This window comes from Alienimonas californiensis (assembly GCF_007743815.1).
GTDB lineage: Bacteria > Planctomycetota > Planctomycetia > Planctomycetales > Planctomycetaceae > Alienimonas > Alienimonas californiensis.
In genome coordinates this window covers 1,890,634-1,907,844 of record NZ_CP036265.1, presented here as the reverse complement: position 1 = coordinate 1,907,844, position 17,211 = coordinate 1,890,634, and the positions used below count along the sequence as shown (strand labels likewise).

Below are 17,211 nucleotides of genomic sequence, written 5' to 3'. Positions count from 1 at the left end.
CCCGATGGATCGCCGACGCTCGCGGCCGCCTCGTCCCGTCCGCACCGGCGTCGCGGCCACGTTCGCCGTGGCGCTGTTCGTCGGCGCTGTCGCGCCGGAGACCGTGCGGGCGGACGACGGGTTGGAGCAGGCCGAGGCGACGCTCGCCGCAACAGTCGAACAGATCCGCGATCGCGGCCGGGCCGTCGACGACCGCTTCGTCCAGCCGGCCCGTCTCGAGATCGAACAGGCCGCTGAGCGGGTGGAGACGCACGCGGAGTGCGCGCTGCGCCGGGTCGAACGGCTGGCCGACGTGCCGGTCCGGTACTTCGCCACGCTGCCGATCGACCCGGAGCGGGCCCGTCGCGAACTGCGGGCCGGGCTGGACCCGACGGACGTGCACAGCCCGCTGCGGGCGCTGACCCGCAACGAGGTCCTCGACCTCTACATGCTGGTCGACTGGGCGACGCCGCTGCGGGAACGCGGCTTCACCGCGGTCCGGCCCGGGGTGGACGCCGACGGCCGGCCGATCCCGATTCGCTACACGCGATCCCCGATCGTCCTTCTCAACGGGGCGATGACCGACGAGGACCGCGCCCTGCAAACCGGGCAGGCGCTGGCCGACCGCCTCGGGGCGGTGGTGCTGGTCTGGCACAACCAGACGAACGGCTGCGTCGGCGACGCCTGCGAAACGCTGCTGAACATGGCCGATCTAAACGTCGGGATTGAAAAGGAGCTTCGCTCGAAACTGGACGAGCCGCGGCCGATCACCGTGATCGCCCACTCCCAGGGCGGCGCCCAACTGCACGCGATCCTGACGAACCGCCAACGGCGGGGGCTCTCCAACGCCCACGTCGCCTGCGTCCTGCTGGGCGCCCCCAACGCCGCCGAGACGAACTTGGCGGTCGGCAAATGGACGTTCCTGACCCACGGCGACGACCCCATCCCCAACCTCCTCGGCCGCAACGGCCTCGGCGGCCGCCTGAGCGATCACGCGGTGGAGTATTATCTCCCGCTGATCGAGCCGGAAATGCTGTGGTGAGGGGCGGTCTGGGGGATTCGCCCGTCCCCCGCCCGGTGGGAACCGCGGCGGCGGATCGGTACGGTCCTGCCCGACCTCACCCGACCGACTTTCCGCACACCACGCAGCGCCGCGATGGCCCGTTCGTCCCTCATCAGTCTGATCCTCGGCGGCGGCAAAGGCACGCGGCTGTTTCCCCTGACCGAACTCCGCAGCAAGCCGGCCGTGCCGCTGGCCGGGAAGTTCCGGCTGATCGACATCCCCATTTCCAACTGCCTGAACAGCGGGCTGGAGCAGATTTATCTGCTCACCCAGTTCAATAGCGTGTCGCTGCACCGGCACATCCGCGAGAGTTATAAGTTCGACCGCTTCGGCGGGGGCTTCGTGGAGATCCTCGCCGCCCAGCAATCGCAGGACGAGGCGGAGCACGACTGGTACCAGGGCACCGCGGACGCCGTCCGCAAGAACCTGCGGTATATCGAACAGCACGGCGTCAAGCACGTGCTGATCCTCTCCGGCGACCAGCTGTACCGGATGAATTACGCCAAAATGCTGGCGACCCATAAAAAGGCCAAGGCGGACGTGACCATCGGCGCCCTGCCGGTGACCCGGCAGCAGGCCCGGGGGTTCGGCATCATGACGCTGAACGACGACGGCCGCGTGACCGACTTCACGGAGAAACCCCAGACCGACGCCGCGATCGACGCCGTCCGCACCGACCCCGCCTGGATGGACGCCCACGGCATCAAATCCAACGGCCGCGACTGCCTGGGCAGCATGGGCATCTATCTGTTCGACCGCGACGTGCTGGTCGAACTCTTAAAGGCCGACGACGCGGAGGACTTCGGCAAGGAGGTGTTCCCCCGGGCGATTCAATCCAAGCACGTGCAGGCCCACCTGTTCGACGGCTACTGGGAGGACATCGGCACGATCCGCAGCTTCTACGAGTCGAACCTGGCGCTGGCCGGGCCGAACCCGCCCTTCGACTTCGCCGACGCCGCCGCCCCGATTTATACGCAGTCCCGCTATCTGCCCTCCTCGCGGATCGGCGGGGGGACGATCACCGGCAGCCTGATCTCCGACGGCTGCATCATCGGGAAGAACTGCACCATCGAAAACAGCGTGATCGGGTTGCGGTCCTATATCGGCGACGGCGTGACGATCCGCAACAGCGTGGTGATGGGGGCGGACTTCTATCAGGAGGCCGGGCACCGCGAGGACGACTTCGCCGCCGGCCGCCCGCCGGTCGGCGTGGGCGACGGCAGCACCGTCGACGGGTCGATCGTCGACAAGAACTGCCGCATCGGCCGGAACATCCACTTCGCCCCCCCCGCCCCCGCCGCCGGCGCCCGCTACGCCAAGGACGCCGACTACAACTGGGGCGTGCTGCGGGACGGCATCCTCGTGCTGCCCAAGAACACCGAACTGCCCGACGGCTGGACCCCGGACAGCGACTCCGCCAAACGCGGCGTCGAGGCCACCACCGCCAGCGCCTGAGGGGCCATTCTGCTCCCCTCTCCCTTGAGGGAGAGGGGCCGGGGGTGAGGGTGGGCGAGCGGTTCGCCCGTCTCCGCTCATGCCGTGGCAAGCCGACCGGCGGGCGAGCGAGGCGGACCATGAACGGCGTGCGGGAATCACTGCCCCCTCACCCCCGACTCCTCTCCTCCAAAAGGGGGCGAGGGGAGTCCGAACCGCGACCCCGGGGGAGCGCCCGGGCGGACGAAGATTTAGACTCCCGTCACGCTCGTCGGTTCCCCGTACCTCTCGCTCCCGCACGATCCGATGAAGCACCTCGGCGTTCTCACCGCCGGCGGCGACACGCCCGCCCTCAACGCGACCCTCTACGGCGTGACCCGCCGGGCCAGCGAGCTGGGCATCGCCGTCACCGGCATCATGAAGGGCTTCAGCGGGATGACGGATCCCCGCGTACCCCACGTGCGGCTCAATCCGCTGCTCCAACCGATCCCGGAACTGCAGCCGCACAACGGCGGCACGATCCTCGGCAGCAGCCGCCATTATATCGGGGAGAACAATTTCGAGGACTGCCGCATCGCCGTGGACCGGCTCCTCCGCGTCAAATCCGGCCCCCGCCCCGACGACGAGGGCATCGAAGCCCTGATCTGCGTCGGCGGGGACGGCACGATCAACGGCATGCAGCCGATCAGCGAGTTCCTCCCCTGCGTGCTCGCCCCCAAAACGATCGATAACGACCTCGGCCTCAACTACGACGGCGAACCCAGCGACTGGCTCCGTCAGGACCCCGTCGCCTCCAACGACGACCCGAACCAGGACGCCGCGGGCGCCGCCCCGACGTATATCAAGCGGAAAGGCCCGCTGTCGGTCAGTCGGGACACGATGGTGAACATCGCCACCCCCGGCTACGCCACCGCGGTGCTGGTCGTGGTGCAGGGCGTCCAGCGGATTCGCACCACCGCCGAGAGCCACCGCCGCATCGCCATCGTCGAGGTGATGGGCCGAGACAGCGGGTTCATCGCCCTGGGCAGCGCCTACGGCCAGCCGGACATGATCCTCATCCCCGAGGTGCCCATCGATCTGGACGCCGTCGAACACGAGGTGAAGCGGCTCTACGATCAGCAGAAAAACGTCGTGCTGGTCGTCGGCGAGGGCGTGCGGGACGCCAGCGGCGAGCAGCTCGGCGCCAAGGCCGCCAGCACGGACCCCAGCGGCAACGTCCTCTTCCAGGGCGCCGCGGAGGAATTAAAGCGGCAGCTCGTGGCCCGCCTGGGCGACGACTACTTCCGCGGCTCCAACCGTCACGACAAAGCCGAGCGGGCCATCTTCACCCGGAAAATCGGCCACACCCAGCGGGGCGGGCGGCCGGTCGCCTTCGACCGCTTCCACGCCGTGCAGTCCGGCGGCCACGCCGTCGACATGCTCCACCAGGGGCAGACGAACGCGGTCAGCATCATCAACTTCAGCGAACGCGACGGCTTCACCTACGACAGCCTGCCCTCCAGCCGCCTGCGGGACCGCTGGGGCATCATCCGGGCCCGCACCGTCGCCCAGGAGTTCTACGACGACCGCCTGTTCGGCCCCTCCAAGGTCGGCCGCGACTACCTGCGGACGATCTTCACCGAGGCCCTCGGCCGCGACGACGTGGAGTTCTGGCTGTCCGACACCTTCCAACCCGGCCACCTCGGCCGCCGCTACGCCAGCGTGAACGTCGACATGCAAAAACGGATCCGCTACTTGGAAGGATGAAACTGACGTTCAGGCTCTGTGGTTCAATCTCCCCTCGCCCCCTTTTCGGGGAGAGGGGTCGGGGGTGAGGGGGGCAGCGACGCCCGCACGCCCTTCACTGTCCGTCTGCTCTCCCGTCGGTTTGTCACCGCAGAGGACGAAGACGGGCGAACCGTGCCCCGCCCTCACCCCCGGCCCCTCTCCCTCGAGGGAGAGGGGGGAAGAGCGCGGCGAACCTTCTGGTGTATCGCTGACTCGCCCTCCCCGCGCTCTCACGGCAGAGGGCAGAACGGCGCCGACAGTTGCCGGCCGCTCCGCGGGGGTAAGGATGCCCGACGATGCGCACGCCCCCCCCGTCTGCCCCCGGCTCCCCCTCCGGCGTCCCCTCCGTCTCGCGCTCCGGCCGCCCCAGCCGGGCGCGGTTTGAGGAGTACCGACGCGGTCTGTTCCAGGACCGCAAACGGGCCGACGAACCGGCCCCCGAGACCGCCGGGGCCGAACGCCGCCGTAAAAACGCGGAGCCCCGCAACCGCTCCGCGAAGGCCCTGGCGCTGGCCTTTTGGTCGCAGGTCCGCGGGCACCGGGGGGAGATCGCCTTCGCCCTGACCACGCTGACGATCAGCACGCTGCTGGGCTTGGTCCCGCCGGCGGCGACGAAGTTCGTCATCGACAGCGTCCTCGGCGACACCCCGCTGCCCGCCTGGATCACGAATACCGTCGACCTGCCGGCCCCCACCACGCCGGAGGGCCGCGTGAACCTGCTGTGGGTGATCGTCGGGGCGGTGCTGGCCATCAGCTTCGTGAAGGTGGGCGTCTCCCTCTGGGGCCGCTGGTTCGCCACCCGGGCCAATAAACGGGTGCAGATGAGCGTCCGCAAGCGAGTCTTCGAACACGCCGTGCGGTTGCCGCTGAACCGCGTGCAGGACCTCAAAAGCGGCGGCATCGCCAGCGTCCTGCGGAACGACAGCGGCAGCGTGGGCGACCTGATCTTCAACGGCGTCTATAACCCCTGGCGGGCGGTCGTGCAGTTGGTCGGCTCGCTGATCATCCTGGCCTTCGTGGACTGGCGCCTGCTGGCCGGGGCGGTGGCGCTGATGCCGGTGATCTGGCTCACCCATAAAACCTGGATCGACCGCATCCGCCCTCAGTGGCGGGCCGTCCGCAACACCCGCGAGGACGTGGACGCCCAGGCCACGGAGAGCTTCGGCGGCATGCGCGTCGTCCGGGCCTTCAGCCGACAGAAGGCCGAGACCCGCCGCAATATGACCGGCCAGCACCTGATGGGCCGGCAGGAACTGCACGTCTGGTGGTGGATGCGGATCATCGAGGTGATCTGGGAAACGCTGATCCCTGCCGCCAGCGCCGGGCTGCTGGCCTACGGCGGCTATCAGGTGATTCAGGGCGAATTGACGCTCGGGGAGCTAATGATGTTCCTCACCTATTTATTGCTGTTGCTGGAACCGATCGCCGTGCTGGCGAACAGCGCCACCCAGCTGCAGAACGGCCTGAGCGCCCTGGACCGGGTGATGGACATTTTGGAGGAGGACCGCGATTTCCCGACCCCCGCCGCCCCCGTGGAATTGACCCGGGATAGCGTGCGGGGCCGCGTGGAGTTCGAGGACGTCACCTTCCGCTACCCCGCCGGCCGGCGGGGGAAGCAATCCGCGGAGGGCGATCAGGCCGACGAATTGGAGACAGCACTGGAGGAGATTAACCTCGTCGCCGAGCCCGGCAGCACGGTGGCGCTGGTCGGCCGCAGCGGGGCCGGCAAGACGACGCTGTGCAACCTCGTCGCCCGCTTCTTCGACCCGACCGAGGGCCACGTCACCCTGGACGGCACGGACCTGCGGGACTTCGACGTGGAGCGCTACCGCACGCTGCTGGGCGTGGTGGAACAGGACGTATTCCTGTTCGACGGCACGGTCGCGGACAACATCGCCTACGCCCGCCCGGACGCGACCCTCGCCGACGTGGAGGCCGCCGCCGAGGCCGCCAACGCCGCGGAGTTCATTCGGAAGATGCCGGACGGATTGAACACGTTCATCGGCGAGCGCGGCGTCAAACTCTCCGGCGGCCAACGCCAGCGCCTGGCGATCGCCCGGGCCATCCTGGCGGACCCGAAGATTTTGATTCTGGACGAGGCGACTTCGAACCTCGACACCGAAAGCGAACGCCTGATCCAGTCGGCGCTGGCGGAGTTGATGGAGGGCCGGACGAGTTTCGTGATCGCCCACCGCCTGAGCACGATCCGCGACGCGGACCAGATCGTCGTGCTGGAGCACGGCCGCGTCTCGGAGACCGGCACGCACGAGGAGCTCATGCTCCGCGGCGGCCGCTACGCGGACATGGTCGTCCTCCAAACCGAAGGCAACGACGCCGTCCTGGCGTGAGGGGGACGGGGCGCCGGCGAGCGGGGGGCGTCAGCCCCCCGAGCGTCGATCTTCCTCAACGCCCTCGCACTGCTCCCGGAAGGCGTCTCGAACGTAGGGATGGAGTTGATCCGCGTACTCCGCGGTCAGACCGTGCGTGCGGATGAGTTCCTGAACGTCGCCCGCGTCCTTCGCCCGAGCCTTCGCCGACATCCACGAGGCTAGCTTGAGCGTAATGAGAGTCGGAAGGTTGAGATACGTGACGCCGTCAATCTCCTCCCCCACGTCCGTGGGGTCCGGGAAGGAAACCGGCTGCTCCTTGCCGGATCCCGGATACTGGCCGGTGATGAGGAACTCAATACGAACCCCGCGGCTGGTATCTTTGAGGTTCTTGCTCGCTTCGAACGGCGGGAGATAGCCGCGGCCCCGGAGGTTCTGGTGAATCGCCTCCCAGCCCTCCCGCGTCACGAGCAGGTCCACGTCGTCAGTAAACCGGTTGAGACCGTGCCGGACAACCGCCATCCCGCCGACGACGGCGTACGGGATGCCGAGTTGCTTAAGACGGCTCGTAATCGCCTGCAACGCTTCCCGCACCGTGCCGCCGCCGCGGAAGTGGCGGTCCGCTTCGTCCATCTTCCACTCCCAATCCGTGCGGAGGCGTTCGGTGTAGTCCGGAACCCCGACTGGTGCAGACGGGGCGAGGGCCGCGGCGCGTGACATGAAAGAATGGTCCGGCTTCGGGGACGCCGCAGCAAGAGGCCGCCCCCGTGGCGCCCCCCGGCGGGGCGGCTACCATCCCCGCCCGCCCCCCCGGTTCGATCCCGCCCCGCCGCTCGTCGCCATGTCCAAGCCGCTGCTCGTCGCCCTGTTTATTGCCGGGGCCGCCCTCACCTGGGGGACGTACGTGCCCAGCATTCACGTCGCCGCGGGCGATAAGGACGTCGGGCTGCACTCCAACCTGCGGGCGTTTCTGTTCGTGGGGGTGGCCTACTTCCTGGTCGCGGTGCTGATCCCGCTGGCGCTGATCTTCGCCAACGCCGATCCCACCGCCCAACCGACGGCGAACTGGAACTCCAAGGGCATCACCTGGGGTATCGTCGCCGGCTGTCTGGGGGCCGCGGGGGCGCTGTGCGTGATCTTCGCGGTGACGGCCTCCAAGGGCAGCATCGGGCCGCTGTACGTCGCCCCGCTGGTGTTCGCCGGGGCGCCGATCGTCAACACGATCGCCACGCTGCTCTACTTCCACCCGGTCAAGACGATGCCGGACTGGAAGTTCTTCGCCGGGCTCGTGCTGGCCGCCATCGGGGCGGTGATGGTGATGCTGTTCAAACCCGTCGACAAACCCGCCGCCCCCACGACCCCGGCCCAGGTCGAGGAGACTTCCGCTGTCGCCGAAACCGCCGCGGTTCCCTGAACGGTTCGTTTTTGTCCCCCCTCGCCCCCTTTTAGGGGAGAGGGGCCGGGGGTGAGGGGGCAGCGACGCCCGCCCGCCGTTCACGGTCCGATCGCTCGTCCGTCAGCCAGTCCGTCACCCCAGAGAGCGGAAACGGGTGAACCGTTCGCTCACCCTCACCCCCGGCCCCTCTCCCTCAAGGGAGAGGGGGGAAATGATCCTCACCGCAGCCGTTCGAGCTGCTCGAACCACAGTTGCCGGCTGAGGTCCCGCCGCACCGGGGCGAGGACGTCCTCCAAGGTCAGTTCGCCCGGCTCCGCGACGCCGAGGACCGTGACGAGGTGCGTGCCCACCGCGCTGCGCACCGGCTCGCTGACGGCGCCCGGCGTCGCCCCGCCTTGGGCCAGGTCGAACGCCGCGGCGGTCACTTCCGGCGGGGCCTTGCCGTCGCCGGGCCGCAGCGGGCCGATCACGCCGCCGGACTTCGCCGTCGGCGCCTGCGAGTGTTGGGCGGCGGCCTGGGCGAAGGTGAGGGCGCCGGCGTCGATCTGCTGTTTCACCTTGGCCAGCTCGGCGGTCGCGTCGCCGGGTTGAAAGATGTGGGCGACCGTGAGGGCGGTGTCGTCGTACCGCAGCCGGTTCGCCTCGAAGTGGTCCCGCAGGGCGTCGGGCGTGATGAGCCGGCGGGCCTGCTGCTCCCAGGCCAGCGGCAGGGCCGCCTCGGCCCGCACGTCGTCGGCGGTGACACCCAACTTCTGCAGGGCCACGGTCTGGGCCTCCTCGTCCTTCCCGAAGCGGGCCAGCAGGGCGGCGGTTTGGGTTTCGAGTTCCTTCGCGTCCGGCGTGGCCCGGCGGGAGGCGAGGAACCGCCGCATCCGGGCCCGGTCGGCGAGCGTCTGCACGGCGTCGTCCCACGCCGCGGCCCGGGCGGACGCCGGCGTGCCGCGGAGTTTCAGCAACAGATTGACCCGGCCGCGGGTGATCGATTCGCCGGCCGCCTCGGCCAACACCTCGTCCGGCGGCCTCTCGGGACCGGCGGCGAGCAGCAGAACACACAGCAGCGGGGCGAACATGAGGGGTGCCGACGGGGGAGCGCACGAAGACGGGGCGAACCCGCAAACCCTACTTCGCCCGCCAGAACGCGTCATCCGGAACGCCCAACGCCGTGCGGGCGTCGGCGGTGTCGGCTCGGAACCGCTGGGCGTCGACCGGGTAGCCGGCCGTCGGCCGCAGGCCGGGGACGCGTTCGGCCCACCAGGCGTTGAAGTGCTCCATGAGCAGTTCCCGGGTGAACTTGGCGACTAGCGAGGCCAGCGCCACCGGGCCGAAGGCTTCGTTCCGCGGCCGAAAGCCGAGGCGGTGCCGGCCGTGGTTTAGCGTGTATTCGCTCCCGGCGGCGCCCTCGCGGACGATGGCGGGCAGTTCGTCGAACGCCTCCGCGAGGGCCGCGGCGTAGAAGTTCCGGCCGCCGTGCTTGTCGCACTCGACCCGCGTCGGCGGCGCCGTCGCGGGGTCCCAGACCCGCGCCAGCAGGCCCAGCGAGGCCCCGGTCAGCAACCGCCCCTTGCCGCCGAGCCGCACCAGATCCGCGTTGAACCGCGGAGCGAACAGCACGTCCGCGTGCAGGCCGACCAGTTCCAGCCCCGCCGCCGCCCCGGCGTTCCGCCATGCGGCGGCGAGTTCGGGGAGCCCTGCCGCGTCCGGCAGCGGGGTTTTGAGTTCGTTGAACCACTCTTGCGCGCCGCCTAACGGCGACGGCGAACCGAGGGCGTCCAGCCACGTGCGCAGCGTGTCCGGTGCCTGCCCGCAGACGGCCAATGCGGTGCGGGCGCTCCTCGATAACTCACTCAGTCCGCCGCCGGGGGCGTAGACGGCCTTGCTGTCCGCGATGCAGAGCCGATCCGCCGCCACGGTGCGGCTGAGCACGCCGGGCAGCCCGTCGATCGGGTCCCCGCTCCATTGGGAATCGGGCCACGGCTCCCCGCGGGTGCGCCAGACGCTCACGCCGATCACCAGCGGGCCGAGGTTCGGGCCGAGGCCGGCTTCGTCCACGCCCACGATCAACCCGCCCGGCGGCGGGGGGGACGCGGGGGGAACGCTGTCGAACAGGCCGCTCATTTGGCCCACCGCAGGGCGCCGAAGGGGCGGTCGGCGTCGTCGGTCAGGGCGACGGCGTCCGCCGGCGGCGGCGGCCAGTCGGCGGCGCCCACGCCGGGGGTGACCCGCCGCATCCGCAGAGCCCAGGTCGCCCCGATCGGCGGCGGTTCCGGCGCTAATTCCGAGAGAGGAATCGCCAGTTCGATCCGCCACGCCCCCGGATCGTCGGCGGTCGCGCCGGCCTCGCGGGAGACGTGCACGGCGCAGCGGGGGTTCCAGCTCGGATCGCCGCAGCAGTCCTCGGCGACGGCGCCGTCCGCGGCGATCGTCAGCCGCCACGCGGTGCCGAGGTCGCGGTCAATGTCCAGTTCCAGTTCGAGCCGGTCGTGCGGTGCCGTGGGTTCGTCGTGGCCGCGGGCAGTCATATTGACCGCCGGCAGCGGCGCCCGCGGGTCGATCGGCAGGGAGGCGGCGAGGAACAGGAAGCGGTCGTCCCGGGCCGTCATCACCAGCCCGCCCCGACTGCGGCCGGCGGGGTCGCTCAGCGTGACGGCCTCGGCGGCCCGCCAACAGGGGTCGGAGAGGGCGCCGTCCAGCCGCGGCACGGCGGGGGAGATGCCGCAGGGCAGGAAGGCCGTCGGGTCGTCGCCCGTCAGGATCGCCGCCGCGGGGGAGCCGGGCGGGGTCGGCACGCCCAACTGACGCCGCGCCGCCGCCAGCGGGCGCTGCACCTGTCGGGTGGCGAACCGCCGGGGCGCCCGCTGCTCCAACAGGGCGCCCAGTCGCAGCACGCCCTCCAACTGCCCTTTGCGGAGGGCCGCCGAATGGCCGACGCCGCGGTCCACGTTCATGTCCGCCGTTTCGACCCGCGGGTCCGCGGCCCGGGCGGCGCCGGCGGTGACCACGGCGTCCCGGGTGGTCGTCACGGTCTGCACGCCGTTCGGGTCGAGCCGCAGCGAAGCCCGTTCACTGCCGCACCACAGCCGCATCAACTCCGGCAGCGCCGCGTGCGCGGCGGGTTCGGCGGAGAAGCGGTTGGCGAGTTCGATCAGCACGGCTTCCGCGGCGTCGATCTCCCCGGCCTCCAGCAGCAGTTCGGCGAGGCGGGCGAGGTCCGCGGCGGCCAGCGCGGCGGGCACGCCGGCGGCGAGCGGGCGGAGGTTCGCGGTCACGTCCTCCGGCCCGACCAGCGACGTCGCCGCCCCCGCCGCGATGCGATCCGCCGCCGCGGTCAGCAATCGGCGCCGCAGCACGACGCCGGAGTCCGGCGGTTCGACCCGCGGCCGCCCCCACCGGCGGGCCGGCCCGCCCGCGGCGAGGTGCAGCCCGGCGAACAGGGCGTCGCCGCGGGCGGGGGGAGAGACGGTCGTCGGCAGTTCGACCGGACGAAAGCCCTCCGCGGCCGGGGCCGGGGACGCGTCGCCCGTGGAAATGATTTGCGAACGGGCGGAGGCCGCCAGATCGCCCGCCGTGCCGCCGAGGGTTCGCAGCGGGTCGGCGGCCCGCACCGCGACCGCGGCCGCGTCGCCGTCCGGGCGGCGCTCCAGGACCCGGGCGACCCGCCAAGGCCGCAGGCCGAGCTGGTCCAGTTCGGACAGCCGCGTCGGGTCGGCGGCAAGTTGAAGCGCCTGCTCCGCCGCTTTGCGAACGAGGAAGGCGGAGCCCCGGGGGTTCGCGGACGGGTCGGCGGCGGGGAGGAGCACCACGCTCGGTCGCCAGGTGCGGATCGCCCGGGCCAGCCGGCGAGCCAGCCGGGGGCCGGCGCCGCCGCCGGTTCCGGGGGTCGGGCCGTCACCCTCGTGGCGGTCGTTCCATTCCCGCACCAGCACAGCGGGGTCCGCCTCGGCGCCGGGGACGGTCAGGGGAAAGTCCCAGCTCAGCAGGCCCGCGGAGCCGCCGGCGGTGAGCACGGCGGAGTCCAGCCGCCCCGCCTCGCCCGCCGGGCGGACGGCCGCGGCGCCGAGGTCCCGCCGTACCGGGCAGAGCACGACGGCCCGGTGACCGTCGGCGGCGGCGGTGGCGGCGAGGGCGAGGAAGGGGCCTTCCGCGGGGTCGGCGACGATCGCCAGCGCCGCCGCCCGCCGTCCGCCGCCCCGCACCGTGTTCCACCCGACCGCCGCGGCCTCCGCAGGCTTCGCGGCGGTGCGGACGATCGCCCCGAGGTCGCCCACCGCCAGGCCGTACGGTTCTTCGCCCCGTTCCGTCCGCACCTGCGAAAAGGCGACGGCGTTCAGCGGGGCGGTCCCGGCGACGCCGCCCGCCGTCCAGCCGGGCCGACCGTCGGCCCCCGGGGAGCGGACGAAGATCACGCCGCCCGGATCGCCGCAGACGGCCAGCGTCGGTGTTCCCGACGACGGGCCGCCGGCCCAGACGCCCCGCAGATCGAGGTCCTGCGCGACCGGCCCGCCGGCGGCGCTTCCGTTCGTCGGCAGGGGACCGGGGAGGAGTTCCCACGCCCGGCCGGCGGTGCGGGTGGTCCAGACGCGGCCGTTCTCCCCGCAGGCGAAGGCCGCGGCGCCGGCGGCGGTCACCGCGTTCAGCGCCGGCAGGCCGCCGGGGGCGGCGGGGCTGGCCGTCAAGGCGCCGCCGCCGGACAGGGCGATGCGGCCGCGTTCGCCGACCAGCAGCGCCTGCTCCGGCCCGGTCAGGGCGGCGGCCCGCCAGTGACCCAGCCGGGGGCCGGGCAGCGCCGTCCAGACGGCGCCGCCGTCCTCGGTGGTCCACAGGCCGGACGGGGCGGCGTCGGTCGGTTCGCAGGCGGCGAGGCCGCGCTCCGGGGTGAAGAACCGGATCGCCACGACGTTCGGCAGCGGGGTCGCGTCAATCCGTTCCCACGTCGCCCCGCCGTCGGTGGTGTTCAGCACGACGCCGACGCTGTCGCCGGTGAAGGCCTCCACGCCACCGCCCGCCGCCCAGCCGAGGTTGCCGGTGACGAACGACAGGCTCCGCAGCGACCACGCCGTCGGCGTGGGTTGGAAGGCCCACGTGCGGCCGGCGTCGGCGGACCGCCAGACGGCCCCGCGGTCCCCGCAGGCCCAGGCGTGCGGGCCGGCGAGGTGCAGGGCGTGCAGGTTCGCATCCTCCTGCTCCGGCGTGGGGCCGGCCGGGGCGGCGTCGGCTGGGTTCGCGTCCGGCGGCCCGACCTGCGACAGGGCGGCGGCGAGCAGCGGGGCGATGAGGAGGTGCGACACCCGCGGGGTGTAACCCATCCCCGCCGGGGGACGGAACGGCGGTCGACGGTTCGACGACCAGTTACCTCGGGTCCGTTCTCCAACAGGAAAGCATCAGGATCGCCGGTTCGCCCACCTCTATCCGACGTCAGTTTATAAATGCGGCGCACTCCGTGATCGCCTCAAATAGCTCGTTGGATAGAGAGTTCGCGTGGTCGAGTTGCAGGACGACTGGGTCGGACGCGGTGCCGTGGACTGACGTCAGGCCGTCTCGCGGCTCGTCGAGCGAGGTCATGCAGTCGATCCACGCATTCATGTTTCGGCCGTAGAAGTCCGGAAAGCCGAAGACCTCCGCGAATACTGTATGAAACGTCTGCCAGTCGGTGATGCGACGTGCGTCGAGGCGGACAAGAGGCATCGCCGGTCCCTCCTCAGTGGTTGTGGCCGGCGTGGGGGTCGGGGGCGCCGCCGGCTTTGTTTTTGAGGGCCATGCGGAGCTGGTAGGCGGCCGTCACGGCGACGGATTCGCCCGGCAGTACGCTGCCGTCGTCGGCGATCACCACCCGCTCGCCGTCGGCGTACCGGACGCGGACGGGGCGTTGCTCGAAGGTGGAGCCGTTCTCGACGAATACGAACCGCTCCGCCCCGGACTCCGTCACCGCCCGGGCCGGCAGCACGATCACGTCCCCGTACCGGCCGACCGGCACCCGCACCCGCATCCGCTGGCCCGGCTTGTACTTCCAGGTGACGAACCCGCCGCCCTCGCGCAAGACCACGTTGGGCAGGCCGACGTAGAAGGGCAGGGTGCGGGAGTCCGGGTTCACGTCGTTGCTGACGTGCAGAATCCGCAGATCGGGGATCGGGGCGCCGTGCCGTTCGGCCGGGTCGTCGTCGCCGTCCGGGTCGTCGCCCTCGTCCAGCGCGCCGCCCATGTCGCCGTCGGGGGTGAGCAGCCCGTCGGCGGGGATCGCGGTGACGGGGCGGTTCTGGCGGGCGGCCCGGGTGACGGCGTCGGCGTCCGCGGCGAAGGCGCGGCCCTCGATATAGAGCCGGCTCAAATCGTGCAGCTCGACTAACTCCGCCCCGGCCTCCACCGCTTCGCCGGGGCGGACGTGCAGGTGGGCGACCGTCAGCCGACCGGGCGTCGCGGCGGCCGCGGAGGGGGCCCCGTCCTGTGCGGCCGGCTCCTGAGCGGCGAACGCCGGGCGCCGCAGGGCGGCGGCGCGAATCGGCAGGTCATGTTGCCCCTCGTGCCCCGGTTCGGTGGGATCGTGCGGCCGGGGGACTTCGATCAGCACCTCCCGGACGAGGTTCCGCGACTGGCGGATCTCGGCGATCTGGGCGTCGGTGATGCCGTGCAACAGCAGGGCCTGCCGCTGGGCCTTCAGCAGCCCGGCGAGCTTCTGGCGTTCGTATTCCCGCTCCAGCACGACCTTGCCGGCGACCACGCCGCTGCCGGCCGCCTCCAGCCGGGCGATCTCCCGATCCTCGACGTCCAGCGCCTCCAGGGTAGTGAGGTACTCCGTCTGGGCGCGGACGACGTCCTCGTGGGTGAGGCGGAGGAGGAACAGCGGGTCGCCGGGCTCGACGGCCTGCCCCTCGGTGACGAACACGTCCGTGAGCACGCCGGTCATCGGGGCGGAGGCCCGCAGCGAGGTGCGGCCGGGGATCTCCGTGACGACGGCGGGAACCTCGATGTGACGGGTGAAGTCCGACACCGTCACCTCCGCGGTCCGCAGCCCGAGGGTGCCGCGGGCCTGCTCGGAGAGGCGGATCGTCTCGTACGGCTCCCCGGCGGGGGCGGCGTCGTCGTGCCCGGCGTGGGGGTCGGCGGCCTCCTCGGCGACGGGTTCGGTCCCGGCGATCAACCCGGTCGCCGTCGGCCCCCACCAGCCGAAGGTCAGCGCCGCGACCACCGCCAGCGCCGCGGCCCCCGCCCAGGAGAGCCGTTCCAGGGTCAGCCACCGCCGAAGGTCGGGCCGGGGGACGCGCATCGGAACCTGCCGTGGAGAGAAGCGGACCGGGTCAGGATAACACGGCGCCGGGAGCGGGACAGAAGGCCCGCCGGCTCGCTCTTCCCCCCTCTCCCTCAGGGAGAGGGGCCGGGGGTGAGGGTGGGGCACGGTTCACCCGTTGCCGCTCTCTGCGGTGACCCACCGACGGGAGAGCGAGGCGAACGGTGAACGAAGTGCGGGCGTCGTTGCCCCCTCACCCCCGACCCCTCTCCCCCAAAAAGGGGGGCGAGGGGAGGACGGAACCCTTACCCGGCGGCGGCGGTGAGTTTGTCCAGCATCTGGCGCTGTTTGGGCGAGAGGGCGGCGCCGTCGACGCCCCGCAGCAGAGTCGCGGCCTGGGCGCGGCGGCCGGGACGCTCCAGCAGGCGGCGGGCGGCCCGCAGGCGGATCACCCCGGCGTGGGCGGCGTCGTACGGCCGCGGCTCCTCCCCCTCGGCCGGCGGCGCATCGTCCGGCTTCGGCTTCGGATAGGACCGCAGATACAGGGCGAACAGCGACGCGGCCTCCTCCGGGAAGTTCGCCTTGTCGACGGCCTCGGCGAGGGCGAACAGGTCCGGCTCCGGCGGGACGAGCTTCGGCCGGCTGCCGATCAGCGTTTCCCACTCGCCCAGGGCGCTGATGCCGTCGCCCCCCTCAAGGTGCTTTCGCAACCGGGCGAAGGCGTCGACCGGCCGCCGCGGCGTCTTCTTTGCCTTGCGACCGGGCCGCGACGGGGCGGCGGCGGGCAGCTCCTCCCCGGGCGCCACCGCGCCCGCGCCGCTCGCGGCTTGCGTGGGGACGGTCAGTTCGCGCTGGTAGGTGGAACGCTGCAGTTCGAACTCGTCCCGGTTGCCGTGCGTACCCTTCAGCACGGCGAACAGGTCCCAGTTCTCGCAGTCGACCCAGCCCCACTTCAATAACGCGGTCCCCGCGATCGCCCCCACCAGCGCCCCGGTGGTGTGCAGGAAGGCACTGCTGACGGCGTACTCCGGCCCCAGCACGCTGGCCTGAATTCCGAGCGTGACGAGTTCCAGACCGATATACAGCATGCTGAAGGCGAGGATGGACACCTCGCTGATCCCGCCGCGGTACCAGATGATCCACAGCACATCGAGGTCGTTCCGCGGCGCCCAGATCATGCTGATCGCCACGAGCCCGAAGATCGCCCCGCTGGCCCCCAGGGCGACGACGTGCTCCGGGTAGCCGATTAGGTCGAGGGCGTCCTCAACCTCTTCCGGGTCCTCGCCGCGTTCAATCAGCACGTGCTCCATCTGCGCCCGGGGCAGCTCCGTCAGCCAACCGGGCAGCAGGGCGACCTGTTCGATCCCGCAGGCGGTCGCGCCGATAGCGACGTAGAGCAGCAGGAAGCGCCACCAGCCGAGCTTCCCCTCGACGATGATCCCGAACCCCCACAGGAAGATCAGGTTGCCGATCAGGTGGAACCAGCCGGCGTGCAGGAAGCAGCTCGTGACCCACTGGAGCGGGTGCAGCCCCTCCCCAAACCACAGCGACCAGTCCTGCTTCGTCCCGCTGAGGCCGAACGTGTCCGGGTCGACCTGCCCCAGCCAGACGTGGGCCCCCACGTTGACGACCGCCAGAAAGATCGTGGCGAAGGGGAAGTGATAGATCGGCGCGTCGGTGCCGACCGGGATGAACATCGACGCGAGCCTCAATCGAAACGGGACGGGCCGTCAGAACGCCCGGCCGATTGCGGCGGATCGCCCCCGCCGCGTCAAGCGGCGGCGATTCCCGCAGCGGGCGTCGTCGCGTCCCGACCCGGATTCGACCGGTCGTCCGGCCATGGGGACGCGGACGGCGACGCGTCGTCGAGGCAATCCGCCATCGCGGACCGAAGTTCTTCGAAGACGGCAACCGGGTCGTCGCCATGGACGCCGCCGCGGAACAGGTCCGGGCACCGGCCGACGTAAACGCCGTCTTCGTCGTTCCACCGCACCCAGTGCGGGTACCGGTCGATCGCTTTCATTGC

13 protein-coding genes are annotated in these 17,211 nt (G+C 71.4%); 5 read left to right on the top strand and 8 right to left on the bottom strand.

The features are described 5' to 3' along the window. The first annotated feature begins 4 nt into the window (after window positions 1-4). From CA12_RS07315 to CA12_RS07300, 4 genes are all read left to right on the top strand, one after another. Window positions 5-1,021 carry a hypothetical protein gene (locus tag CA12_RS07315; RefSeq protein WP_145358198.1) on the top strand — a complete coding sequence of 339 codons (1,017 nt, stop codon included), beginning with the start codon at window positions 5-7 and terminating at the stop codon, window positions 1,019-1,021. A 114-nt stretch (window positions 1,022-1,135) separates the two neighbouring features. Then, window positions 1,136-2,497 (top strand): glucose-1-phosphate adenylyltransferase, encoded by a 1,362-nt coding sequence (locus CA12_RS07310; RefSeq protein WP_145358197.1) that lies wholly within the window; start codon window positions 1,136-1,138, stop codon window positions 2,495-2,497. Window positions 2,498-2,782: 285 nt separating this feature from the next. Beyond that, complete coding sequence (locus CA12_RS07305) at window positions 2,783-4,222, top strand: 6-phosphofructokinase (RefSeq protein WP_145358196.1); 1,440 nt, start codon at window positions 2,783-2,785, stop codon at window positions 4,220-4,222. 317 nt (window positions 4,223-4,539) lie between these two features. Then, window positions 4,540-6,591 carry an ABC transporter ATP-binding protein gene (locus tag CA12_RS07300; protein ID WP_145358195.1) on the top strand — a complete coding sequence of 684 codons (2,052 nt, stop codon included), beginning with the start codon at window positions 4,540-4,542 and terminating at the stop codon, window positions 6,589-6,591. A gap of 30 nt (window positions 6,592-6,621) precedes the next feature. On the opposite strand, the gene CA12_RS07295 is transcribed toward CA12_RS07300, so the two are convergent. Then, window positions 6,622-7,290 (bottom strand): nucleotidyl transferase AbiEii/AbiGii toxin family protein, encoded by a 669-nt coding sequence (locus CA12_RS07295; protein ID WP_145358194.1) that lies wholly within the window; start codon window positions 7,288-7,290, stop codon window positions 6,622-6,624. A gap of 121 nt (window positions 7,291-7,411) precedes the next feature. Here CA12_RS07295 and CA12_RS07290 point away from each other — a divergent pair, with 121 nt between their 5' ends. Then, window positions 7,412-7,984 (top strand): hypothetical protein, encoded by a 573-nt coding sequence (locus tag CA12_RS07290; RefSeq protein ID WP_145358193.1) that lies wholly within the window; start codon window positions 7,412-7,414, stop codon window positions 7,982-7,984. A gap of 200 nt (window positions 7,985-8,184) precedes the next feature. Here the strand turns inward: CA12_RS07290 and CA12_RS07285 are convergent, their stop codons facing one another. From CA12_RS07285 to CA12_RS07255, 7 genes are all read right to left on the bottom strand, one after another. Further along, complete coding sequence (locus CA12_RS07285) at window positions 8,185-9,036, bottom strand: peptidylprolyl isomerase (protein ID WP_165700606.1); 852 nt, start codon at window positions 9,034-9,036, stop codon at window positions 8,185-8,187. Between the two features lie 49 nt (window positions 9,037-9,085). Further along, a complete protein-coding gene (locus CA12_RS07280; RefSeq protein ID WP_145358191.1) occupies window positions 9,086-10,081 on the bottom strand; it encodes a hypothetical protein in 996 nt (331 codons plus the stop codon). Next, window positions 10,078-13,251, bottom strand: coding sequence for a hypothetical protein (locus tag CA12_RS07275; RefSeq protein WP_145358190.1), 3,174 nt, complete (start codon window positions 13,249-13,251; stop codon window positions 10,078-10,080). The genes CA12_RS07280 and CA12_RS07275 overlap by 4 nt, the downstream gene beginning before the upstream one ends. A gap of 127 nt (window positions 13,252-13,378) precedes the next feature. Continuing rightward, window positions 13,379-13,648 (bottom strand): barstar family protein, encoded by a 270-nt coding sequence (locus tag CA12_RS07270; protein ID WP_145358189.1) that lies wholly within the window; start codon window positions 13,646-13,648, stop codon window positions 13,379-13,381. A gap of 13 nt (window positions 13,649-13,661) precedes the next feature. Beyond that, the gene (locus CA12_RS07265) at window positions 13,662-15,224 is read right to left on the bottom strand and encodes an efflux RND transporter periplasmic adaptor subunit (protein ID WP_145358188.1); all 1,563 of its coding nucleotides are present in this window, start codon (window positions 15,222-15,224) and stop codon (window positions 13,662-13,664) included. Window positions 15,225-15,490: 266 nt separating this feature from the next. Continuing rightward, window positions 15,491-16,882 carry a rhomboid family intramembrane serine protease gene (locus CA12_RS22455; protein WP_207622172.1) on the bottom strand — a complete coding sequence of 464 codons (1,392 nt, stop codon included), beginning with the start codon at window positions 16,880-16,882 and terminating at the stop codon, window positions 15,491-15,493. 74 nt (window positions 16,883-16,956) lie between these two features. After that, window positions 16,957-17,208, bottom strand: a complete 252-nt coding sequence (locus CA12_RS07255; protein ID WP_145358187.1) for a pilus assembly protein HicB — start codon at window positions 17,206-17,208, stop codon at window positions 16,957-16,959. Between the last annotated feature and the right edge of the window lie 3 nt (window positions 17,209-17,211).